Here is a 22,101-nt window from a genome sequence, read left to right on the forward strand (position 1 = left end):
TTAATGAAACTTTCTCTTAGTCTGTACGTAAGTCTATATCAAGTAACAAGGTGTTCTTTGTATGAAAAAAATGGGAATGTTTACTATGAAAGGGTGTGGAAAGATGGGATTAGTGTTACGAAATGTAACGAAACGATTCGGTAGCTTTACTGCAGTAGATAATTTGAAGCTCGAGGTTCCTGTTAAAGAAATATTTGGATTCCTCGGTGCAAATGGTGCAGGAAAAACAACTACATTTCGCATGGTTTTAGGGTTATTAGATCAAACAGAAGGAAGTATTTTATGGAATGGAAAAGCAGTAAACTATGAAACAACTCCGGAGATTGGGTACTTGCCAGAAGAGAGAGGACTGTACCCAAAAATGAAGGTGAGTGATCAAATCGTTTACCTTGCTCGTTTACGAGGTATGAAAAAACAAGACATTTTACATGAGCTAGATATATGGCTAGATCGGTTTAATGTTCCTGAAAATAAACATAAAAATATTGAAGAACTTTCAAAGGGAAACCAACAAAAAATTCAATTTATAGCTGCAGTCATACACAAACCCAAACTACTTATTTTAGATGAACCATTTAGCGGGCTGGATCCAGTCAATGTAGAACTATTAAAAGATGCTGTGAAAGAAATTAAAGAAAGTGGGACAACGATTGTATTTTCAAGCCACCGGATGGAGCATGTTGAAGAATTGTGCGAGAATCTATGTATCATGCATAAAGGTACGCCTGTGGTATTAGGTGAATTAAAATCAATAAAACGATCTTTTGGAAAGAAAAATGTTTCAATTTTTGCTGATTTTGATTTGACAGATCTGAAGTCGTTACCTGGTGTATTAAAATGGAGGAAAACGACAGAAGGAGTTCAATTACAGGTTGAATCTGAAGGAGCTGCAGAAGAGGTTTTTCATCAAGTTGTCTCAAGAGGGTTTGTTAGGAAGTTTGAATTGGAAGAGCCTTCCTTGCATGATATTTTTATAGAAAAGGTAGGAGCTTCTTATGAGTAATTTCTGGATCATGCTTTCACATGCCTATTTTTCTAAATTGAAAGCCAAATCATTTATTATTACAACGATCATCTTAGCCGCTGCGATTCTGTTAATGTCTAATATTGGCCTCATCATTCATGCGTTCCAAGGGGAAGATAAGAGCGATCAAGTAGCTGTTGTTGATCAAACAGATGAGATGTTTCCAATCCTCGAAGAAGAGTTAAATTCATTAAATAAAAATATAGAGCTCGTTTTAGCAACAGAAACAGAGGAAATGCTTGAGTCGCAGGTCGAAGAAGGAATGTATGAAGGTCTTCTTATTTTAGCTTATGGAACTGGGAATCTGCCAAAAGCGGTGTATAAATCAACGTCCTTATCAGGGAATACCATTACATCTAATATTCAAGCTGCACTTCAACAAATCCAATCAACTAAAGCTGCGGCCCAACTAGATTTATCAATGGATGAGTTAGCTCTATTACACTCACCTGTTATATTTATACAAGAAGCTATTGTGGAAGGTGCTAAATCAGAAGAAGAACTAAATCAAGCAAGAGGGATTGTATATATCCTGCTATTTTTCATTTATTTCTCAGTCATCATGTATGCGAATATGATTGCAACGGAAGTCGCTACAGAAAAGTCATCTCGCGTGATGGAAATCTTAATCTCAAGTGTTTCACCTGTAAAGCAAATGTTCGCTAAGATCATTGGCATTGGATTAGTAGGACTAACCCAGCTAACGGTATTACTCATAGTTGGATACGTGTCATTAATACAAAATCAGGGAGAATTAGTTGGTGGATTTTTTGATGTTTTTGGATTTGGGGACCTTTCAGCATCAATCATTTTATACGCAATTGTGTTCTTTTTATTAGGGTATTTTTTATATGCAACAATTGCAGCGTTACTAGGTTCACTTGTTAGTCGTATAGAAGATGTACAGCAAATGATTTTACCGATGACATTCCTTGTTATGATTGGATTTTTTATTGCAATGTTTGGTTTAGGGGCTCCTGATTCATCAGTGATAACGATAGCCTCCTATATCCCATTTTTTACACCTATGGTAATGTTTCTTCGAGTAGGTATGTTAAACATTCCTATGATTGAACCGATACTTGGGATTGTCGTCTTAGTAATCGCTATCTTCATTCTAGCAATCTTTGGTGGGAAAGTTTATCGTGGTGGCGTCTTAATGTATGGAAAGTCAAATTCCTATAAAGACATTAAGAAAGCAATTGACTTATCGAAAAAATAAAAAGTGATAAATGTCGGCGTTTTTATAAACCTCTATATATCATCTTTTAATAAGGGTGAAGTTCAATGTAAGTGCGATCCTACGAAAAAGTTCTTGATATTATTAAACATATACCTGTTGGAAAAGTGATGACGTATGGACAAATAGCTAAATTTGCAGGTAGTCCTAGAGCAGCAAGACAAGTTGTTCGAATTCTTCACTCGATGATCCGGAAATACAACTTACCTTGGCATAGAGTTGTAAACAAAAAAAGGTGAGATTGTTATAAAAGATGAAAATAAGGTTCTCGTCCAAACAATTTCATTAGAGAATGAAGGGGTTAAGGTGATAAATCGTAAAGTCGATTTGCGTTTATATCAACATCATCCTTTAAACTAGTAAAAGGTCAATTTATTTGACCTTTTTCTAGTTATATTTTTTATAAACTGCGCTGAAACTTTTCAATAAAACGATTTGGATACTCAGAAGGCAAAGCGCTTATCTTATCGAGTTCGGTAAAGTGTTCCTGGGATAATTTCCATCCCACGGCGCCAATATTTTCACGGTATTGTTCAAGTGTACGCGCTCCAAAAATAGGTGATGTAACTCCTTCTTTCATCAATAACCAGTTTAACGCAACTTGCGCTGGTGTCTTTTCAATTTGAGAAGCAATTTCTTTTACTTTATTTACAATCTTGAAATTGCGTACAAGCCCTTTATTCTCCCAGCTTGATTCCCCTTGCAATCCTTGAGATAAACGACCGAAAGACGGAGTTTCTAACCCTTCATATTTTCCGGTTAAAAAGCCACTTCCAAGAGGTCCCCATGGAAGCACTCCAATGCCTTCTTCTAAACATAAAGACATTACTTCCCGATCCATTTCGCGATTTACCAAGCTGTATTGTGGTTGAATGGAAATGAACTTGGCAAATCCTTTTTGTTCACTTATTGAAAGTGACTTCATGACTTGCCAAGCTAAAAAATTAGAGCAGCCTATGTAGCGAACTTTACCAGAAGAAATTAAGTCATCCAATGTACGTAACGTTTCCTCAATAGGAGTCAAGTGGTCCCAAACGTGAAGCTGATATAGGTCGACATAATCTGTTTGCAAACGTCTTAAGCTTGCCTCAATACCATCGACAACACGTTTACGTGAGTAGCCAACATCATTAGGACGATCTCCAACTTTCATTCTCACTTTAGTCGCAAGAATAACGTCTTGACGTTTGTCTTTAATAGCTTTTCCGACTATTTCTTCAGATGTACCACCAACATACACATCAGCCGTATCAATGAAATTCCCGCCATCTTCAAGAAACTGACCGATCATGTTGATCGAGTCAGCTTCCGGTGTGGTATTTCCGAATGTCATCGTACCTAAACATAATTCAGAAACAACTAACCCGCTTTTTCCAACTGTTTTAAATTCCATGTTATCACTCCTATATGTATAGTAGTATGTATTTCTTTTATTGTATCAGCATCTCCTCCTTATAGACATCATAATGCTTTTACAGTTTTCTGAATTTACATTTTTTATAATTGCGCTGTTGTCTAAAACAAGGTATACGAAGTTCTAAGAATCTCTCCTTTCAATTTGATATAATGGATAGATTAAGAAAAATTACGATAAGTGAGGGATGAGTCATGTCAATTTTGTTTTCAAAAAAAATGAATAGATTTCAAACAAGTATTTTCAATGAATTAGCTACATACAAAAAACAAAAAGTTGAAGAGGGGCACCATATGATTGATTTGAGTATAGGGAGCCCAGATCTTTCGCCTCCTGTTTTTGTAATGGAAGAATTAGCAAAGCAAGTAAAGGATCCATCTTCATATAGATATTCATTAGAAGGTACTCCTGAATTTCTTCAAGCGATCTCCAACTATTATTCTAGTCAATATCATGTTACGATCTCATCAGAAAAAGAAGCGTTAATGGTTATGGGGTCACAAGATGGACTCGTTCATTTGCCATCCGTTATCACCGATCCGGGTGACATTATACTGGTCCCAAATCCAGGTTATACAGCGTATGCTGCTGGAATTTCTTTAGCTGAGGCTAAACCGTACTACATGCCTCTTCGCGAAGAAAACCAATTTTTGCCGGATTTAGAACAAATCCCTAAAGACATTCGAATCAAAGCAAAATTAATGATTCTTAACTTTCCAGGAAACCCAGTTCCAGCTATGGCAACTAAAGAGTTCTTTAAATCTGTTGTTCGATTTGCTAGAAAATACAATATTATAGTTTTACATGATTTTGCATATTCAGAATTGTATTATCGTGATAAGCCGATTAGTTTCTTATCTATTCCAGGTGCGAAAGAGGTCGGAATCGAATTTAATTCTCTATCAAAAAGCTTTAATATGGCAGGATGTCGGATTGGTTATGTTGTAGGTAATGAGAGAGTGATCGAAGGATTACATCGCTTGAAGTCCAATTTAGATTTTGGTGTTTTTCTGCCGATTCAACAAGCAGCGGTTTGCGCACTTTCAAATTCAACTACTTTTAGTGCCGACCTTAGAGAAATTTACAAAAAACGTAGAGATTTACTAGTAGAGGGACTACATTCAGTTGGATGGAACGTTCAATCTCCTCAAGCCTCTATGTTCATTTGGGCAAACGTACCTGAACGATATTCTTCAACCGAACTAACATATAAATTGATCGATGAAGCCGGGATCGTTACTGTGCCCGGAATAGCGTTTGGCTCACAAGGAGAAGGGTATTTGCGATTATCACTTGTCCAAAGCGAAGAAGTATTAAAAACAGCTGTAAAAAGGTTAAAAAAGAGTAATATTTTTTAAAAATATTTATGGATCTATTATTCTAAAACGGAAGAGTACCTACAGGGTCGATCTTCCGTTTTTGTTTCCCCTATTTTTCTCCTTGCTATTTATTGAAAACGACATGATGGGGGATTTTGTTATAAAGGGGCAGGGGGTAAAATCATTTTAAATATATTTACGAAATAGCATTAAATAGAAGGTCGTTCTTTTTATATTAAATACTATTTTTGTTATAATAGTTATGGAGGTGCTGATATGTCTAAAATTCATTTCTCATTAGCAGAAGCAAACGCACTTTTGCCAACTCTTAGAAAAGAGCTAGTAGAGCTACAACAACTAAAACATAAATTCCAATATCAATTAAAGAAATTAAATAAGATCAAAGAAGCCAACCACGAACTTCAAACAGATTCAAAAGAAATCTTTATGAATGAGAGTGAGCTGGAGTTTATTGAAATGCAAGCGCAACTTCATGCATACAATATTGAATCATTAGGTGTCCAACTAAAGGACATCGATTTAGGACTTCTTGATTTTCCATCTCTAAAGGATGGAAAAGAAATACTTCTGTGCTGGAAACAAGGAGAGCCTACAATTACTCATTACCATGGAGAGCATGAAGGGTTTAGTGGAAGGAAGCCATTATAGAACAAATCATTCAAAAGCCTGCACATCAAATGCAGGCTTTTGAATTAGCTAGCTATGATGAATGATACTTTCAAATACATCATAGAGGTTATACCGCAGTGTTTCGTTGTTTTTCTTGGGCTAATATATACATCGCACTTGACCAACCAAGTGGTGTATTAGGGTTAGGATCCTTTGAATGTGCGAAATATGCTTCTGGTAAAACCGCACCTTCTAACATCACTTGTTTCGTTCGTTCTAAATAGTGAAGAGCTTGCTCTTCGTCATTTAAGGTCAGCCAACAAAGGGAGAGCCATGGTAGTCCGAATGTCCATTCTGCTTCTGTTCCAAAATAAAACGTCTTATCGTGACAGCGCCCATGCGACGCTTCGAATTTTGAAAAGTAGCTGTCGCCTTGATAACGAATTACGCCATTTGAGCGTAGCAATGACCGTTCTACTCGGTCTATGATTTGCCTTGCTTTATCACCGTCATACAGTTTATAAGGATAAATCAGACTAAGTTGGGCAAGATCTACCTCTTTTGTGTAGCTTTCTCTAGGGAACAAAGTATTTAATGTTTCCAGCCCTTTATCTATTGCTTCTTGAGGAACGAAAACAATTGGTTGTACTGCTTTTAATCCTGCTGCGCATGCACCAACACTACTTGCGTGCAATTCCTTCGTTTCTTCCCACATGCCATTATCTTCATCTTCCCAGTAATTACAACAAATTAAGTAAAACACAAGCTTTTGAACAATTTGGTGATCTCGATCATCTCGAAATATAGTTTTTTTATGTTCGATAATACCGGAGCCTAATGCAAATAAAAATGCACCTATCATATCGTGCTGCGCGTGTCCCCATTCTTGCTCATGAATTTCATAGCCATCAGGACTATACCTGGCATGGAGGTATTCATATACAGCTTGCGGACGTTGTTTGGTATGAATGTTAATTTTCCATTCATACCGACGAAACACATCAAGTATGGCTTGCATGGTCTTAGTGAATGTGTCACATTTTTTCGTCATGTAAGGAAGGGACATGTAAACAGCATCTCTTATCCAAAAATAGTGATACTCTTTTGACTGGCTAGCAAGGTACAAATGATTGGGCTGCCTTAATTGGGTTAACAATTGATAACTTTCTTGTAAACGGTCCATGTTATCTCCTCCTAGGTTTGTCCGTAGTACTTCTTGTCATCGTTTTAACCGAAATTAAAGGCACTTATACATGAAATATTGACTCTTAAAATGAAAATTAAAGTATTTGGACAAGCCATCTATTCATAAAATCTAATAATAATGAACATTTAGTAGAGGTTGTTCTATAGTTAGTTCGATAAGAACGCCTTTTTTGTTTAACGAAAAATAAAACAATAAAAGAGGTGACTAATATGAGTTTTTTTGCTCGGTTTTCAAATATTAACTTGGAAATGGACCAAGCATTGGTAACGTCGTTTTTAGAACAAATTGAAAAAGTGTATCGTTATGAATGGATCTCAGATAAAGAGGTAAAAACACTAATCATTCATGGCGAGGAAATATATGAACTGCCGTTTATCGAGAAAGAAAATTCATTTACTTTATCGATACAGGAATTAATCATAACGGAAAAGACATTTTCATTGCCGTTTAATCAATTACTGTTTGAAGCTAGGAAGAAAAGACTTGGAATCATAAATATTAATGAACGAAAGAAGCAAAGAGCAGAAAAAAAGTTGCAAGATATTATAGAAATTCGGACAAGGAAAAAAGAACAAGAAAAAAAAGAATCGTTAGCAATGTCAAAACAAACGAAAGAATATGTGACGAAATTTGAAATCAATTATTTATTAATGGATTTGTACGAAGCACTTGAAATAAATGATGATGAGAAAATTACGTTTTGTAAACAACGATTGCAAGAATTAGTAAGGGAAAAAGGAAGTTAAAAATGTGAGAAATCTTTTTTTGTGATTGGACTAGACTACTTAGGGTAAAAAAGATAGATTCAGCAAATGAAATGGCTGATTCTATCTTTTTTTATTTATGGAATCGTGTATTTATTCAAGCAATAATGGAATAGATCTCGAATACTCTTTACCTTGAAAGCTTGAAGTTTGTTACAATAGATTCATTGACGGTAAGATAAGGGGTTACAGACAATGGAAAATCAACCTTTGCTTCATTCTAAAGAGAAAGGGCTCGCATTACATAATGTCGTATTATTAATGGGCATTTTATTTGTCTCCTTTAATTTACGTCCTGCTATTACTGCAGTTGGCCCATTAGTCGGATCGATTCGCGTTGATGTTGGGATATCGAATGGATTAGCTGGTTTGCTGACAACGATTCCATTGATAGCATTCGCATTGCTATCGTTTTTTGCTCCGAAGTTAGGGTACCGGTTTGGAAATGAGCTGATGGTGTTTTTCGGATTGCTCACTTTACTGGTCGGAATTATTATACGATCTATGGGACTTTCAATGACCGTATTTACTGGAACCGCTTTAGTAGGAATCGGTATTGCCATATCGAATGTGTTGTTACCGAGTATTGTAAAAAGTAAATTCCCTAGTCAAATTGGTCTAATGACTGGTTTGTATACAACTTCAATGTGTGTATTTGCAGCAATTGGTTCAGGTTTAAGTGTTCCTTTAGCGCACGGGCTTCATTTAGGTTGGCAAAAATCATTAGCCGTTTGGGCTTTTCTAACAGTTGTAGCTGTCTTGATGTGGATCCCTCAATTAAAAAACGCTTCTCCTATTACATCGTCTTACATGAGAAATATTAAGATAAAAAGCACAACAATATGGCGTTCAAAATTAGCTTGGCAGGTAACAATCTTTATGGGCCTACAGTCATTTTTGTTTTACAGTTTAATTGCATGGTTGCCTGAAATCCTTAGTAATAGTGGGTTAAGCATGTCAGAAGCAGGCTGGATGGTTTCAATTATGCAATTAGCTGGATTGCCTATGGCCTTGCTTACTCCGATTTATGCCGATCGTTTTTCGAATCAGAAGGGCATCGTTTGGCTAATTGGGGTGTTTTATCTGATTGGAATTATAGGGATTACTATTACTGACAGTGTTTTAGTCCTAACGTGCAGTGTAGTTTTAATTGGTCTTGGTCAGGGAGCTTCCATTAGTTTAGCACTAACTTTAATCGGCCTTCGATCTGCTCATTCTAAGCAGGCTGCAGAGTTATCGGGGATGTCACAATCAATAGGGTATTCACTCGCTGCAATTGGTCCACTTACAATTGGAATGCTTTTGGATGTTACGAAAACTCCGAGCGTTACATTTGTCATCTTTGTTTTTATTATTGTGATCATGGTGATAGCAGGTCTTGGAGCTGGTAAGAATAAAACGGTATAGTGAACAGAGCAAAATGAGAGTGTGCACCATAACAGGTTCACACTCTCATTTTATGTTGAATCTAAGAACTACAGGAGTTATCATACAATCCGTTCATATAAAGGTTTGTTAAATTATCAATGACATCTTCTATGAAAAGATGATCACCTTTTACACAATCCCACATAAACATCTCATTTGCATAATACCAGCCTCGTGCAACAAGAGCTGAATTAAAAGAAGTAGTCGCTAGTCCATTTCTTTGGGAGAAACGAATATCCACAGAAATTCGCTCGATAAATCGTTCACGAATCTTATTCCATTTTTCTTCTACCTCACTAGATATCCCTAATGCTTCCTTTACTATGTTCATAATTTCTTTTTCCTCTATTGCTAATTCAAGAAAAGAACGGACTTGTTTGGAGATTAAATTGTGTGCTTCTTCTTTTGAAGTTGGGCTAAATGTACGCTCAGCTATTTTATAAAACTGACCCATTACTTCTTCCATTAAAATGATAAAAAGATCATCTTTATTTTTAAAGTAAACATAAGCAGTACCATAGCCAGTATTCGCTTTTTTAATAATTTGTGAAATCGTTGCTTTTTGAAACCCATTTTCGATGAATGTTTCGCGTCCGGCTTCAATTAGCTTCTTTCTCGTTTGAATAGCTTGCCGTTCTCTTGCTGATAAATTTTCAAGATTGTTTGTCATCCATTACACCTCTTTTCGCACATATAATTCTCTATTTACTAGGATGAAATGACCTATTCATTCACTTGAATAGCTCAAGTTTACAAGCATATTTTCTTAATTACAATGATTTCATCTTTTTTTCTTTTAGATGACGTAATGTCATTGACATCATATCATTATCAATATACAATTCAATTATTGAAAAAGCATTTCCATTTTTTTCAGGAGGGTTACGTAAATGCCAGATAATGAAAACGCTTACGAAGTGGAGTACGCTAAGCAGTTAGATAAACAGGATCAACTTGCTTCATATCGTAAAGAGTTTTATGTGAAAGAAGATCGAATTTACCTTGATGGCAATTCGCTTGGACTGCTTTCTAAACGAGCTGAAACAACTGTGCTTCAATTGCTTGATTCTTGGAAGAATTATGGTATCGAAGGCTGGACGGAAGGGGATAACCCGTGGTTCTATCTTTCTGAAACCATAGGGGAGAAGATAGCGCCTCTTGTTGGAGGGAATCCAGATGAAGTAATAGTAACGGGTTCAACGACCGTAAATCTACACCAATTAGTCGCAACCTTTTATGAGCCCGATAGCAAAAGAACAAAGATTTTAGCAGACGAATTAAATTTTCCAAGCGATATTTATGCACTGCAAAGTCAGATAAAGCTAAAAGGGTTTGAACCGAGCGAGCATTTAGTTCAAGTGCGAAGTAAAGATGGACACACTTTACATGAAGAGGACATCATAAATGAGATGAAAGATGATGTTGCCCTTATTGTGCTGCCTAGTGTTCTTTATCGAAGTGGGCAAATTCTTAATATGAAGCGTTTAACAGCTGAAGCACATAAACGTAATATTTTAATTGGTTTTGATCTCTGTCACTCAATTGGTTCCATTCCTCATGAATTAAGTAAATGGGGTGTTGATTTTGCCTTTTGGTGTAATTACAAACATCTAAATGGTGGACCTGGTGGTGTTGGAGGACTGTATGTGAACAAGAAACACTTTGGCAAGCATCCGGGACTTTCTGGTTGGTTTAGCTCTAAAAAGGATAAACAGTTTGATATGGAGCATGTCCTAACACCAGCTGAACATGCTGGTGCATTCCAAATGGGAACGCCGCATGTACTTAGTATTGCACCTTTGATTGGGTCACTTGCTATTTTTGAAGAAGCAGGGATTGAAAATATTCGAAAGAAATCATTAAAAATGACACAGTACTTAATGGATCTCATCGACTATGAATTGTCTGACTTTGGGTTTGTCATTCGCAATCCTAAAGAAGAGGATAAGCGAGGCGGTCATATATATATTGAACACCCGGAAGCGGCTAGAATTTGCAAAGCATTAAAAGCAAAGAACATTATTCCTGACTTCCGCAAACCAAATGGGGTTCGCTTAGCTCCTGTTGCCTTGTATAACACATATGAGGAAGTATGGAGCAGTGTACAAATATTAAAGACAATTATGGAAGAAGAGCTTTATAAGAAATTTAAAAATGAACGTGGGGTGGTAGCCTAATGCAGTCAAAAGATAATAAAAAAGCACAATGGATTGATGTTTCTCAGCCGTTACATGAAGGAATAGCTCATTGGCCAGAAGATACACCTTTTTCCTATAAAGTGACGTACTCAAAGGAGCAAACCGGTTCCGTTAATATCGGTCAAATGACAACAAGTGTTCATTCGGGAACACATGTTGATGCACCGTTTCATTTTAAAAATGATGGGGCAACAATCTTGGATTTAGATGTTAATTTGTACATTGGAGAAGCGAGAATCATTGATATCTCAGCTTATGAAAAAATAGATGAACCAACTTTACGTCAATTTGATTTAAAAGGGGTAACTCGCCTTTTAGTCAAAACCTCTGTTCCAAATCAACCTGAGGTCTTTCCTGAGAGCATACCCTATGTAACGGCTGATGGAGCTCGTTATTTGTTTGAAAACGGTGTGCGACTTATTGGTGTCGATGTACCCTCTGTAGACTCGCTTGATAGTAAAGACTTAGAAGGTCATCACGCTCTTTTCAAATACAATATTGCCATCCTAGAAAACTTGATGTTGGACCATGTTGCAGAAGGCGATTATGAACTAATAGCTCTGCCTCTTCCATTAAAAGATGCAGATGGGAGTCCGGTACGAGCTGTTATAAGGCCCATATGATATAAGGTGAAAATGATATTCTAAAGGAGGAGCACTATGACGAATAATCATGAACACTATCAAAACAAAGCAACGGAAGCGGAAAAAGGAATTCATACCGATTTTATTAATAATATGACTTACGGTGAGTACTTAAAGTTAGAGGATATTCTTTCAAGTCAAAATCGATTATCTGAACACCATGATGAAATGCTATTTATTATCATTCACCAAGTAAGTGAACTTTGGATGAAGTTGATTTTACATGAAACCAATGCAGCCATTGAGTCCATCCAGGCAGATGATTTACCAACTTCTTTTAAGCGTTTAGCACGTGTGTCAAAGATTCAATCACAAATTATTCAAGCATGGGATGTCCTCTCAACACTAACTCCTGCTGAATATATGGAGTTCCGTGATTCATTAGGTCAAGCATCTGGATTTCAATCGTATCAATATCGCTTAATTGAATTTGCTCTTGGGTACAAAACAGGTCATATCTTAAAGATTTATGAAAAAGATTCAATGTTGCATCAGACACTTACAAAAGCTTATCATGCCCCGAGTCTATATGATGTTTCCATTCAAGCACTTGCGAAAGCAGGCTTGCATGTAAATCCAGATTTATTACAACGTGATTTCTCTAAGCCATATGAAGAAGATGTAACTGTACGTGATGCATGGCTAACCGTATATCGAGACGTTGACAAATACTGGGATTTGTATCAACTAGCAGAGAAATTAGTTGATATCGAAGATTGGCTCCAGCAATGGCGTTTCCGTCACATGAAAACTGTAGAACGTATTATTGGATTTAAGGTAGGAACAGGTGGATCATCTGGCGTGAATTATTTGAAAAAAGTATTAGACCAACGCTTTTTCCCAGAGCTGTGGGATCTCCGTACTGAAATCTAGATGTTCTGCATCGGTGGAGAAATGTTCTTCACTGATGTTTCATATAAGAGGTCAACTCGTAGAAGCTGGTATCTTGTAGTTTTCTGAAAAAGTAACGTATATAAAAGAAGCACTTGTTGAATTAGAAGAAGCAATTAAAAATTTAAACAGTCATTGGTTATAATTATAAGCTAATATTTGAAAGGGAGTTATCGTATGGTTGTAATTTGATACTTATTCATTATATAGTTAAATAGACAGAAAAAATATAATTTAACACCTATCCAATTGTAGCAAAAAAGGACAAGGGACATAGGATAAATAAAACTTGAAGGAGGGACGTGAGTTGGGTAAAGCGATAAATAGAATCAAATCACAGCTCGCACAATTAGATAAAGAAAACAATTGGGATGAAATGCAACGTGATGAGGTTATTGATTTATTAATATATGAAGAAATTAAAGCTGCTTCACATGAGCTTGATTTTGAGCAAGTAGGTAGAATGGTTAGTTATTTACTTGAACATGGAGAAGCATTGAAATAACTTGCCAATTTGGCACAACTTTGTTAACAATATGCTGACCTCAGTTAATATTTGATTCAACATATCACTACAAAAAGCGTAAAAAATTATATATGTACAAGCAAACGCAAATTGAGCTCACTACGCCTCTTTCTAATGCGAGAATGTGGGCTTTTTTGTTTGGAATCGAATAAGTGAAATTGCTTTTAGTGAAATAGTATAGAAAAGGATGAGCGCAGCTTGAATGATTTTAATTTAGATCTTCTTAGTTATATTTATACATATTCATGTCGTGAGGACGAACGTTCTTTGTGTCAGTTAGAAATGCGTGCGATTTTTGGAAGGGATATTGAGACTTCTATTTTGGAAAGTTCGATTCCAATTGACCCGAGTAGAAGTCCATTTATAAAAGAAAGAATTGATGTGATTTTTAAAGGAACATGTTTGGAGGATATAGCCCTCCGTTTGAAAAAGTTACAAACTGTCGAAGCAACTTTTAAAGTTGTATTTGTTAAAAATGATGACCTAGGTCAAGATGAAAAGATTGGCTTTAAAAAAAGGCGTGAGATAGAGCGTGAAATAGGTTTACAAATAAATGGGGAAGTTGATCTACTTAAGCCAGAATTATTGTTTGCAATTATGAAAGTGAACGAGGGTTGGATATTTGGTAAATATATAAAAAGTGAAGCAATTTGGTTGCATCATCAAAGGAAGCCACATCAGTATTCCACTGCATTGAGTACACGAGTAGCTAGAGCAATTGTCAATATTGCAGCGCCTAATCCCAATGGGGTAAAACTAATTGATCCGTGTTGTGGAATCGGTACAGTACTCGTAGAAGCACTTTCGATGGGCATGGATATTGTCGGACGAGACTTAAATCGACTTGTCATACCCGGCGCACGAGGAAATATTGCGCATTTTGGATTTCATGCTGAAGTTACGTTAGGAGACATTCGAGATGTAACAGAAAATTATGATGTGGCCATAATTGATATGCCCTATAATCTATGTTCTGTACTTAGTAAAGAAGATCAGCTTGAGATGCTCGAAAGTGCTCGAATATTTGCAAAAAAAGTGGTCATTATTACAATTGAAACGATTGATTCAATAATAGAAAAAGCAGGACTCGTAATTGTGGATCGTTGTGTTGCTAAAAAAGGGGGATTTACTAGGCAAATTATAGTTTGTGAATGATTAAAAGGGTAAGAAGCAGATCTAAAAATATTGAAGAATGCTTAAAATAGAGGACTACCTTCTAAGACATCCTGAATTTTATAGCCTAATACATTAAATGAATAAATAGTTTCTGAAAGTGAACATGATGATAAAAATCACACTATAAAAAAGATAGTAAATATCTTTTTTGTGATTAGATTTAAATGATTTCACTACTTTTAATCTTCTTGAACTTTCTATAACATTATTGTTGTTAGGATAGTAATTATTTGTAGAGGGTAAAAGAGGACTTTTTATGATCGTTACATTAAATAATGGAGTGAAAATGCCACAGCTAGGGTTTGGTGTTTTTAAAGTAGAGGATGGAAGTATTACGGTTGACGCGGTTAAAAAGGCGATTGACGTTGGTTATCGCTCCATTGATACGGCAGCCATTTATCAAAACGAAGCAGGTGTTGGACAAGGAATCCGTGAAGCTGATGTACCTCGTGAAGAATTGTTCATCACAACAAAGGTATGGAATGCTGATCAAGGATATGAAGAGACATTAGCAGCGTTTGATAAAAGCTTAGAAAAGTTAGGATTAGAATACATAGACTTGTATTTAGTCCATTGGCCGATGCCCAAAGTTGATAAATATGTTGAAACGTATCGTGCATTAGAAAAGTTATATGAGGATGGACGAGTACGAGCTATTGGCGTTTGTAATTTCCATATTCCACATTTAGAGAGATTGTTAAGTGAATGTAAGGTTAAGCCTGTTTTAAACCAAGTGGAATTGCATCCTTGTTTTTCACAAGTAGAGCTTCGCGAATTTTGTGCCAAGCACGATATCTTCGTAGAAGCATGGGGACCCCTTATGCAAGGTGGAGAGGTTCTAAATAATAGTACGGTTTTAGCACTTGCTGAGAAATATAGTAAAAGTCCTGCACAAGTGGTTATCCGTTGGCATCTTCAAAACGATATCATTGTCATTTCAAAATCTGTAACGCCTTCTCGTATTGAAGCGAACTTCGATGTATTCGATTTTGAATTATCAGATGAAGATATGGCGAAACTTGATGATCTTAACACCAATCAACGAATAGGGGCAGATCCTGCAGACTTTTATAAAGTTTAAATTATTGTTACGGGACCGACTTAGGGGTATTTATCTCCGAGGTCGGCCTTTTTTGTGATAAGCCTAGGACCTTCCACCTAAGATGATCGCTGAATTTGTGACAGAAGATTATGATAGGTTTCCACTTCCTCAAGTTTTCCAATTTTACGATACGTTTTAGCTAGCCACTTAATAGGCTCTACTTCATTTGGGTGAAGCTCCATTTCCCAACTAAAGCAGTCAATTGCTTGTTCATATTGGTGTAAGTCAAAATAATGCATGCCTAGTTCCAATTGGTTGTCGGGATCATCCATTATGTTAAACATGTTATTGATCTTATTTCTTACCGGAATCTCATCGTTGAATTGAAATTGTTGAAGCCAAGAATGGATTTCAGACAAACTATGTTGCTTTAGAAGTTGCGGAAGTGTTGAACGCAGAATTTTTTCAAATAGTAGAGGTCGCTTACCAACCAAAGGGAACAGGCGTTCGGAAATTGATGTTATAGAAAGGGTTAAATGTGAAAGAAAATTATAATCAATCAAGTCAGAAAGTTCATCCATTTCATTATCTGATAGGGAAAATGAATAAGCGAAAAGTAAAGTAATGGCATTTTTGTAGTCCTGTTTCTTGATTAGGCGTTGATATACGTCTTGGTGAAGTCCAGATTTAGGCGATGTGTGTGGAAGGAAAGAGAGTAGAAATTGTAAGACTTCATCATGTTCAAAGTACTCAGTTAAGTCTTGAACTAGTTTAGGATACGTTACTGCAGTAGGCTGGTTAAGCCATTTAGCTATACGGATAAAAAGGAGGTCATTCAAACGGTTTTGGTGAGTATAGAGTGTCACTAAAAGGTCATAATTCTTATTCAAGTTTAAGAAGCATTGTTGTTCAACATAAATTGGATCCGACGAAAGCAGTTTAGATAAAGGTGCTTTAAAATAGTTTGCAGCACTAGCATAGTCTAAGTGTTCTGTAGTAGAAGTGATCCAATTTCGATTGTATCCTCTTGAACGTAGAATCATTGCTAAACGATAGGCAGCTCTTAATTTACCATTACGACGATATGTAAAAAAGCATTCTTTTAAAAATGATTCAAGTGTGTCAGCTGATAGATAAGAATCAAAGTAGGAAGTGATAAGAGCAGTCTCTTCAAGGGAGTAGTCTTTTTTTATCGTAGTCATTAGTTGACGAATAGGACTGATTTTAACTGTAGACAATGGAGGGAGTAACCGTGAGAACAGCGGATTAGGTGCATAGATGAAAACCCCATGTTTTTCTGCGTTTCCTAAAAACGAGTTTCGTGTGAAATCTTTTAAAGGCTGAACAGTTAAAAAATGATCTTTGTAGAAAAAAAGTAAATAATGCGAGTTATTTGAGTCAATGCATTCAACAAGCTTACACTGCTGGAAAAAAGTGAGTTTGTGTGCTTGTAAAGAAATCTGTTCTTTGTCTTTACTTAGTAATGTCCATTCGGTCGGCTGCATAGAAATACCCCCTTTTTTAAAACTATATCATACTTCGTTTTTGAATGCATTAGCTACGAGTGTCGAATGGAATCTTGGTTAGTAAGGAAATATATCCACTTAAAAATCTTTATTCGTTTTTCTGAAAATGAGGTTATATCACATTAACTTAATAGGGCGCTTACATGAATGTAAGCGCCCGTATATTTCCATAATTAAAACTGAGATCCACCTATTTGTTGCTCAGCCATTTGAACTAATCTTTTTGTGATTTCTCCACCAACAGAGCCGTTTGCACGGGAAGTTGTGTCAGGTCCTAATTGAACGCCAAATTCTGATGCAATCTCATACTTCATTTGATCCAATGCTTGCTGTACACCTGGAACTAATAATTGATTTGAATTATTGTTGCTACTTGCCATGTTAAAACACCTCTTTCTTGGTTTTGAGAATAGTATGTTAAAATTTATACCGTTTATGTACAAAAGGGTACGATAAATATAAAATAAATATTTCCAGCTTGTTCAACGCTGTACTATTAAATTAAGATGCAAGAAAACTATTGAAGAGCACAAAAAGTCGCTATCGTTTGCGAGCATTGTGAAAGGTACGACGATTACGATTCTTTTACCTTTTATAAGAGAAGATTAGCGGAATGCAGAAGAGATGAAAAAGAATAAGGACAGTCACATCTTTGTAAGACTAAATCAGCGATTTATTCTTTTTTAATAGCAATGTAGTACAAGAAGGAATGAAAAGGAATCGAAATAACCAAATTAAGAAATAGTGAGGGTACTGCCTAACCAATCATAAAAATTACAAATGATAGAGATAACTAAAACAAATTTGACTAATCGGAATAATAGACATACGATTAAATTAATTATTTTCGCTAATTGTGAATGGCAAAGTTTGTTGAAAACCGTCATAATTAATAAAATGATGTACATAAATTTATATTCTTTTTTGTGAGGTGGATATAGTTGCAACTTCAGGTAATGAACAGTCCGTTTAATCAAGAGCAGGCAGAGCTCCTTAATCATCTTCTGCCATCACTGACAGAATCACAAAAAGTCTGGCTTAGTGGTTACCTAGCCGCAACACAGTCTGCTTCTGTAGCAAGTACACCAGAAGCACCTGTTGCAGAACTTCCTACAATCAACGTTCAGCCAGTTTCTAAAGAAGTGACCATTCTTTATGGCTCACAGACAGGGAATGCACAGGGACTTGCTGAAAATGTAGGAAAAACTCTTCGAGGGCAGGAATTTGAAGTGACTGTCGCATCAATGAGTGATTTTAAGCCGAATAATTTGAAGAAACTTCATAATTTACTCATTATTGTAAGTACGCACGGCGAAGGAGATCCGCCAGATAACGCGCTGTCCTTCCATGAGTTTCTACATGGCAGACGAGCTCCAAAACTCGATGATCTACGTTTCTCTGTTTTATCACTAGGAGACAGCTCGTATGAATTTTTCTGTCAAACAGGGAAAGAGTTTGATCAGCGTTTAGAAGAACTCGGAGGCAAGCGCCTAAACGAGAGAGTTGACTGTGATCTTGATTTTGATGAACCAGCAGCAGAATGGCTTGAAGGAGTTATTAGCGGTTTAAAAGAAGCTCAGGGTGGAAGTGCTGCTGCTTCAGTCGAAACTCCGCAAGCCGCTGTTGAATCAGAATATTCTAGAACAAATCCGTTTAAAGCAGAAGTGCTTGAAAATTTAAACTTAAACGGTCGTGGATCAAATAAAGAAACTCGCCATCTAGAGTTATCTCTTGAAGGGTCTGGACTTACGTATGAACCAGGTGATAGCCTTGGTATTTATCCGGAGAATGATCCTGCTCTTGTTGATTTGCTTTTACAGGAACTAAAGTGGGATCCAGATGAGATTGTTAAGGTCAATAAACAGGGCGATGTTCGATCATTGAAAGAAGCCCTAACTTCTCAGTTTGAAATTACGATATTAACAAAACCATTGCTTCAACAAGCAGCTGATCTTACGGCAAACCCTAAATTAAAAGAACTGTTATCAGCAGGCAATGAAGATAAAGTAAAAGAGTATATTAATGGACGCGATCTGCTTGACCTGGTTCGAGATTATGGTCCGTGGAGTGTTTCAGCACAAGAATTTGTTTCCATTTTACGTAAAATGCCAGCGCGTCTTTATTCAATTGCAAGCAGTTTAACAGCGAATCCTGATGAAGTACATTTGACAATCGGTGCAGTACGTTACAATACACATGGACGTGATCGGGATGGGGTTTGCTCGATTTTATGTTCAGAACGTTTGCAAGCAGGTGATACTCTTCCTGTGTACATTCAGCACAATCAAAACTTTAAACTACCACAAAATCCAGATACCCCGATTATAATGGTAGGACCTGGAACAGGTATTGCTCCATTCCGTGCGTTTATGCAAGAACGTGAAGAATTGGGAGTTGAAGGAAAGTCATGGATGTTTTTTGGAGATCAACATTTCGTGACAGACTTCCTTTATCAGACTGAATGGCAAAAGTGGTTAAAAGACGGTATTCTGACGAAAATGGACGTTGCATTCTCACGCGATACTGATGAAAAAGTGTATGTACAAAATCGCATGCAAGAACAGAGCAAAGAATTATTTGAGTGGTTACAACAAGGAGCCGCAGTATACATTTGTGGCGATGAGAAACATATGGCACATGACGTGCATAACACTCTTATTGAGATTATCGAACATGAAGGCGGTATGAGCCGTGAAAAAGCAGAAGAGTATCTTGCAACAATGCAACAAGAAAAACGATACCAGCGTGATGTATACTGATTGTTGGATTGAAAGGAGTATTTTTAATGGTGAATAAAACGTTAAATGCACCAGAAGGCCCACCAAGTGATGTTGAACGTATAAAAGAAGAAAGTAACTATTTGCGTGGCACACTAAAAGAAACAATGCTAGATCGAATCAGCTCTGGAATTTCTGATGACGATAATCGATTAATGAAATTCCACGGAAGCTATCTGCAAGACGATCGTGACTTACGTAATGAACGTCAAAAGCAAAAGCTTGAACCAGCTTATCAATTTATGCTGCGTGTTCGGACGCCAGGTGGCGTATCAACGCCGGAGCAATGGCTAATAATGGATGAACTTGCTCAAAAATATGGAAATGGTACGTTAAAGCTAACAACTCGTCAGGCATTTCAAATGCATGGAATTTTAAAATGGAATATGAAACAAACGATTAAAGAAATTCATGCATCTCTTTTGGATACAATTGCTGCCTGTGGTGATGTAAATCGAAATGTCATGTGTAACCCGAATCCAGATCAATCTGAGGTTCATTCTGAAGTCTTTAAATGGTCCAAACAATTAAGTGATGACTTGCTTCCTCGTACGAGAGCGTATCATGAACTTTGGCTTGATGAAGAAAAAGTCGCAGGAACGCCAGAGGTAGAAGAAGTTGAACCAATGTATGGACCACTTTATTTGCCGAGAAAGTTTAAAATAGGTATGGCCGTACCACCATCAAATGATGTTGATATCTTTTCACAAGATCTTGGTTTTATTGCAATTGTTGAGGATAATAAGCTAGTTGGATTTAACGTAACAATTGGTGGCGGTATGGGGATGTCACACGGCGACAAAGAAACATATCCACAACTTGGAAAAGTAATCGGCTTCTGTAAGCCTGAACAAACATATGATGTAGCAGAAAAAATCATAACTATTCAACGCGATTATGGAAATCGTTCCGCACGAAAAAATGCTCGCTTCAAATATACGGTTGATCGTCTTGGGTTAGAAACTGTTGTGGCAGAATTAGAAAATCGTCTAGGTTGGAGTATGGACGAAGCGAAGCCTTTTCATTTCGACCATAATGGGGACCGCTATGGTTGGGTAAAGGGTATTAAAGGAAGATGGCATTTTACATTATTTGTGCAAGGTGGTCGTATTACCGATTTGGATGACTATAAACTAATGACTGGTTTGCGTGAAATTGCTAAAATCCATAGTGGTGATTTTCGTTTAACTGCTAACCAAAATTTAGTTATTGCAAATGTGACAAGTCAGAAAAAGAAAAAGATTACCGAATTAATTGAACAATTTGGTTTAACAGATGGTAAGCAGTACTCAGCCATCCGTCGAAGCTCTCTAGCTTGTGTTTCCCTTCCAACTTGTGGATTAGCAATGGCGGAAGCTGAACGCTATTTGCCTGAATTAATCGACAAGATAGATGAAATTGTTGATGAAAACGGATTGACAGACAAAGAAATAACAATTCGTATGACTGGCTGTCCAAATAGCTGTGCTCGTCCAACACTAGGTGAAATTGGCTTTATTGGAAAAGCTCCAGGTAAATACAACATGTATCTTGGTGCAGCACATGATGGCAGTCGGCTAAGCAAAATGTATCGGGAAAATATTGGCGAGGCAGAGATTTTAAGTGAATTACGCTCCCTTCTTTCTCGCTATGCGAAAGAAAGAGAAAAAAGCGAGCACTTCGGTGACTTTGTCATTCGTGCTGGGGTTATTAAAGCAGTGACAGATGGTACGAATTTTCATGATTAATTAAAATCATGAGAGACAGGAATGCATTCCTGTCTCTTTATTGGTCTGTTTAGGAAAATAAATTTTAGTTTGTGACTTCTCAAGAATGATGCCAATTCTAGAACATCAAATTTCGTATGTTTAATTTGTGGTAGCTTTTCATGTAGATTTGTATTAAACTCAACGTATTAAAAAACACCAAGTTTCAAACAATAATTTAACAAAGGGGGAGACGTTATGACAAAAGAAACAGAACAAATGGAGCATGATATAAATATAGGTGACGAAATAAAAGTACTCGAAGGGGAGTATAAGGCAGAAGAAGGGAAAGTTATCAACGTTTATAATAATACGGTAGCGATTGAATTTAATAACATTCTTACTAAAGATAAAAGTAAATATCGTACAGTTGTTAAACATGACAATTATAAGCGGTTAAAGTAATAACTTGATGCAATTCATGTCTTGGGAGATGCTACATACAAAAAGACCGAGTGAGACACTCAATTAGAAAAAAATAAATAGTAATTCATTAATATGAATGTAAAGAGACCTCACTGCTAAGGGGTCTCTTTATTCTTTATTCATT

Annotated in this window: 21 protein-coding genes; 16 read left to right on the forward strand and 5 right to left on the reverse strand. The window is 36.5% G+C overall.

Features of this window, described 5'->3' with window-relative positions; all coding sequences use genetic code 11:
- Nucleotides 1–103: 103 nt before the first annotated feature.
- From SLH51_RS14735 to SLH51_RS14745, 3 genes are all read left to right on the forward strand, one after another.
- Nucleotides 104–1,003, forward strand: a complete 900-nt coding sequence (locus tag SLH51_RS14735) for an ABC transporter ATP-binding protein (protein WP_335962142.1) — start codon at nt 104–106, stop codon at nt 1,001–1,003.
- Nucleotides 996–2,246, forward strand: a complete 1,251-nt coding sequence (locus tag SLH51_RS14740) for an ABC transporter permease (protein ID WP_335962101.1) — start codon at nt 996–998, stop codon at nt 2,244–2,246. The genes SLH51_RS14735 and SLH51_RS14740 overlap by 8 nt, the downstream gene beginning before the upstream one ends.
- Nucleotides 2,247–2,317: 71 nt before the next feature.
- Nucleotides 2,318–2,503, forward strand: a complete 186-nt coding sequence (locus tag SLH51_RS14745; RefSeq protein WP_335962102.1) for an MGMT family protein — start codon at nt 2,318–2,320, stop codon at nt 2,501–2,503.
- Nucleotides 2,504–2,664: 161 nt separating this feature from the next.
- Here the strand turns inward: SLH51_RS14745 and SLH51_RS14750 are convergent, their stop codons facing one another.
- A complete protein-coding gene (locus SLH51_RS14750; protein WP_335962103.1) occupies nt 2,665–3,657 on the reverse strand; it encodes an aldo/keto reductase in 993 nt (330 codons plus the stop codon).
- 215 nt (nt 3,658–3,872) lie between these two features.
- Here SLH51_RS14750 and SLH51_RS14755 point away from each other — a divergent pair, with 215 nt between their 5' ends.
- Together SLH51_RS14755 and SLH51_RS14760 are read left to right on the forward strand one after the other, a co-directional pair.
- On the forward strand, nt 3,873–5,036 hold the full coding sequence (locus SLH51_RS14755) for an LL-diaminopimelate aminotransferase (protein ID WP_335962104.1): 1,164 nt from the start codon (nt 3,873–3,875) through the stop codon (nt 5,034–5,036).
- 237 nt (nt 5,037–5,273) lie between these two features.
- The gene (locus SLH51_RS14760; RefSeq protein WP_335962105.1) at nt 5,274–5,666 is read left to right on the forward strand and encodes a DUF2203 domain-containing protein; all 393 of its coding nucleotides are present in this window, start codon (nt 5,274–5,276) and stop codon (nt 5,664–5,666) included.
- A gap of 88 nt (nt 5,667–5,754) precedes the next feature.
- On the opposite strand, the gene SLH51_RS14765 is transcribed toward SLH51_RS14760, so the two are convergent.
- On the reverse strand, nt 5,755–6,810 hold the full coding sequence (locus SLH51_RS14765; RefSeq protein ID WP_335962106.1) for a glycoside hydrolase family 15 protein: 1,056 nt from the start codon (nt 6,808–6,810) through the stop codon (nt 5,755–5,757).
- 233 nt (nt 6,811–7,043) lie between these two features.
- On the opposite strand from SLH51_RS14765, the gene SLH51_RS14770 reads away from it, so the two are divergent.
- Nucleotides 7,044–7,580, forward strand: coding sequence for a hypothetical protein (locus tag SLH51_RS14770; RefSeq protein ID WP_335962107.1), 537 nt, complete (start codon nt 7,044–7,046; stop codon nt 7,578–7,580).
- 213 nt (nt 7,581–7,793) lie between these two features.
- Nucleotides 7,794–9,005, forward strand: a complete 1,212-nt coding sequence (locus SLH51_RS14775; RefSeq protein ID WP_335962108.1) for a CynX/NimT family MFS transporter — start codon at nt 7,794–7,796, stop codon at nt 9,003–9,005.
- A 61-nt stretch (nt 9,006–9,066) separates the two neighbouring features.
- On the opposite strand, the gene SLH51_RS14780 is transcribed toward SLH51_RS14775, so the two are convergent.
- Nucleotides 9,067–9,696 carry a TetR/AcrR family transcriptional regulator gene (locus SLH51_RS14780; protein WP_335962109.1) on the reverse strand — a complete coding sequence of 210 codons (630 nt, stop codon included), beginning with the start codon at nt 9,694–9,696 and terminating at the stop codon, nt 9,067–9,069.
- 220 nt (nt 9,697–9,916) lie between these two features.
- Between SLH51_RS14780 and kynU the strand changes: the two genes are divergently transcribed.
- From kynU to SLH51_RS14810, 6 genes are all read left to right on the forward strand, one after another.
- Nucleotides 9,917–11,203, forward strand: a complete 1,287-nt coding sequence (gene kynU, locus SLH51_RS14785; RefSeq protein WP_335962110.1) for a kynureninase — start codon at nt 9,917–9,919, stop codon at nt 11,201–11,203.
- Nucleotides 11,203–11,847: an arylformamidase gene (gene kynB, locus SLH51_RS14790; protein ID WP_335962112.1), complete on the forward strand. Its 645-nt coding sequence runs from the start codon at nt 11,203–11,205 to the stop codon at nt 11,845–11,847. Before kynU ends, kynB begins: the two co-directional genes overlap by 1 nt.
- Before the next feature lie 36 nt (nt 11,848–11,883).
- Nucleotides 11,884–12,741 (forward strand): tryptophan 2,3-dioxygenase, encoded by an 858-nt coding sequence (gene kynA, locus SLH51_RS14795; RefSeq protein ID WP_335962113.1) that lies wholly within the window; start codon nt 11,884–11,886, stop codon nt 12,739–12,741.
- A 325-nt stretch (nt 12,742–13,066) separates the two neighbouring features.
- Nucleotides 13,067–13,264 carry a hypothetical protein gene (locus tag SLH51_RS14800; protein ID WP_335962114.1) on the forward strand — a complete coding sequence of 66 codons (198 nt, stop codon included), beginning with the start codon at nt 13,067–13,069 and terminating at the stop codon, nt 13,262–13,264.
- A 219-nt stretch (nt 13,265–13,483) separates the two neighbouring features.
- Nucleotides 13,484–14,440 carry a TRM11 family SAM-dependent methyltransferase gene (locus SLH51_RS14805; RefSeq protein ID WP_390183887.1) on the forward strand — a complete coding sequence of 319 codons (957 nt, stop codon included), beginning with the start codon at nt 13,484–13,486 and terminating at the stop codon, nt 14,438–14,440.
- A gap of 277 nt (nt 14,441–14,717) precedes the next feature.
- Nucleotides 14,718–15,542: an aldo/keto reductase gene (locus SLH51_RS14810; RefSeq protein WP_335962115.1), complete on the forward strand. Its 825-nt coding sequence runs from the start codon at nt 14,718–14,720 to the stop codon at nt 15,540–15,542.
- 77 nt (nt 15,543–15,619) lie between these two features.
- Here SLH51_RS14810 and SLH51_RS14815 read toward each other — a convergent pair whose 3' ends face one another.
- Both SLH51_RS14815 and SLH51_RS14820 read right to left on the reverse strand, forming a co-directional pair.
- Nucleotides 15,620–17,008, reverse strand: a complete 1,389-nt coding sequence (locus SLH51_RS14815) for a hypothetical protein (RefSeq protein WP_335962116.1) — start codon at nt 17,006–17,008, stop codon at nt 15,620–15,622.
- 194 nt (nt 17,009–17,202) lie between these two features.
- On the reverse strand, nt 17,203–17,409 hold the full coding sequence (locus tag SLH51_RS14820; RefSeq protein WP_335962117.1) for an alpha/beta-type small acid-soluble spore protein: 207 nt from the start codon (nt 17,407–17,409) through the stop codon (nt 17,203–17,205).
- A 561-nt stretch (nt 17,410–17,970) separates the two neighbouring features.
- Between SLH51_RS14820 and SLH51_RS14825 the strand changes: the two genes are divergently transcribed.
- The 3 genes from SLH51_RS14825 to SLH51_RS14835 all read left to right on the forward strand — a co-directional run bounded on the left by SLH51_RS14825 (nt 17,971) and on the right by SLH51_RS14835 (nt 21,956).
- Nucleotides 17,971–19,788, forward strand: coding sequence for an assimilatory sulfite reductase (NADPH) flavoprotein subunit (locus SLH51_RS14825; RefSeq protein WP_335962118.1), 1,818 nt, complete (start codon nt 17,971–17,973; stop codon nt 19,786–19,788).
- A gap of 26 nt (nt 19,789–19,814) precedes the next feature.
- Nucleotides 19,815–21,533 (forward strand): assimilatory sulfite reductase (NADPH) hemoprotein subunit, encoded by a 1,719-nt coding sequence (gene cysI / locus SLH51_RS14830; protein ID WP_335962119.1) that lies wholly within the window; start codon nt 19,815–19,817, stop codon nt 21,531–21,533.
- 216 nt (nt 21,534–21,749) lie between these two features.
- Nucleotides 21,750–21,956 (forward strand): DUF2187 domain-containing protein, encoded by a 207-nt coding sequence (locus SLH51_RS14835; protein WP_335962120.1) that lies wholly within the window; start codon nt 21,750–21,752, stop codon nt 21,954–21,956.
- Nucleotides 21,957–22,101 lie beyond the last annotated feature (145 nt).

Source organism: Halalkalibacter kiskunsagensis, from assembly GCF_037027555.1.
GTDB lineage: Bacteria > Bacillota > Bacilli > Bacillales > Bacillaceae_D > Halalkalibacter > Halalkalibacter kiskunsagensis.

Excerpts from the sequence above, each read along its gene's own strand:
- SLH51_RS14735 (WP_335962142.1), top strand. The coding sequence starts at position 104 with ATGGGATTAGTGTTACGAAATGTAACGAAACGATTCGGTAGCTTTACT.
- SLH51_RS14740 (WP_335962101.1), top strand. The coding sequence starts at position 996 with ATGAGTAATTTCTGGATCATGCTTTCACATGCCTATTTTTCTAAATTG.
- SLH51_RS14750 (WP_335962103.1), bottom strand. The coding sequence starts at position 3,657 with ATGGAATTTAAAACAGTTGGAAAAAGCGGGTTAGTTGTTTCTGAATTA.
- SLH51_RS14755 (WP_335962104.1), top strand. The coding sequence starts at position 3,873 with ATGTCAATTTTGTTTTCAAAAAAAATGAATAGATTTCAAACAAGTATT.
- SLH51_RS14760 (WP_335962105.1), top strand. The coding sequence starts at position 5,274 with ATGTCTAAAATTCATTTCTCATTAGCAGAAGCAAACGCACTTTTGCCA.
- SLH51_RS14765 (WP_335962106.1), bottom strand. The coding sequence starts at position 6,810 with ATGGACCGTTTACAAGAAAGTTATCAATTGTTAACCCAATTAAGGCAG.
- SLH51_RS14770 (WP_335962107.1), top strand. The coding sequence starts at position 7,044 with ATGAGTTTTTTTGCTCGGTTTTCAAATATTAACTTGGAAATGGACCAA.
- SLH51_RS14775 (WP_335962108.1), top strand. The coding sequence starts at position 7,794 with ATGGAAAATCAACCTTTGCTTCATTCTAAAGAGAAAGGGCTCGCATTA.
- SLH51_RS14780 (WP_335962109.1), bottom strand. The coding sequence starts at position 9,696 with ATGACAAACAATCTTGAAAATTTATCAGCAAGAGAACGGCAAGCTATT.
- kynU (WP_335962110.1), top strand. The coding sequence starts at position 9,917 with ATGCCAGATAATGAAAACGCTTACGAAGTGGAGTACGCTAAGCAGTTA.
- kynB (WP_335962112.1), top strand. The coding sequence starts at position 11,203 with ATGCAGTCAAAAGATAATAAAAAAGCACAATGGATTGATGTTTCTCAG.
- kynA (WP_335962113.1), top strand. The coding sequence starts at position 11,884 with ATGACGAATAATCATGAACACTATCAAAACAAAGCAACGGAAGCGGAA.
- SLH51_RS14810 (WP_335962115.1), top strand. The coding sequence starts at position 14,718 with ATGATCGTTACATTAAATAATGGAGTGAAAATGCCACAGCTAGGGTTT.
- SLH51_RS14815 (WP_335962116.1), bottom strand. The coding sequence starts at position 17,008 with ATGCAGCCGACCGAATGGACATTACTAAGTAAAGACAAAGAACAGATT.
- SLH51_RS14820 (WP_335962117.1), bottom strand. The coding sequence starts at position 17,409 with ATGGCAAGTAGCAACAATAATTCAAATCAATTATTAGTTCCAGGTGTA.
- cysI (WP_335962119.1), top strand. The coding sequence starts at position 19,815 with ATGGTGAATAAAACGTTAAATGCACCAGAAGGCCCACCAAGTGATGTT.
- SLH51_RS14835 (WP_335962120.1), top strand. The coding sequence starts at position 21,750 with ATGACAAAAGAAACAGAACAAATGGAGCATGATATAAATATAGGTGAC.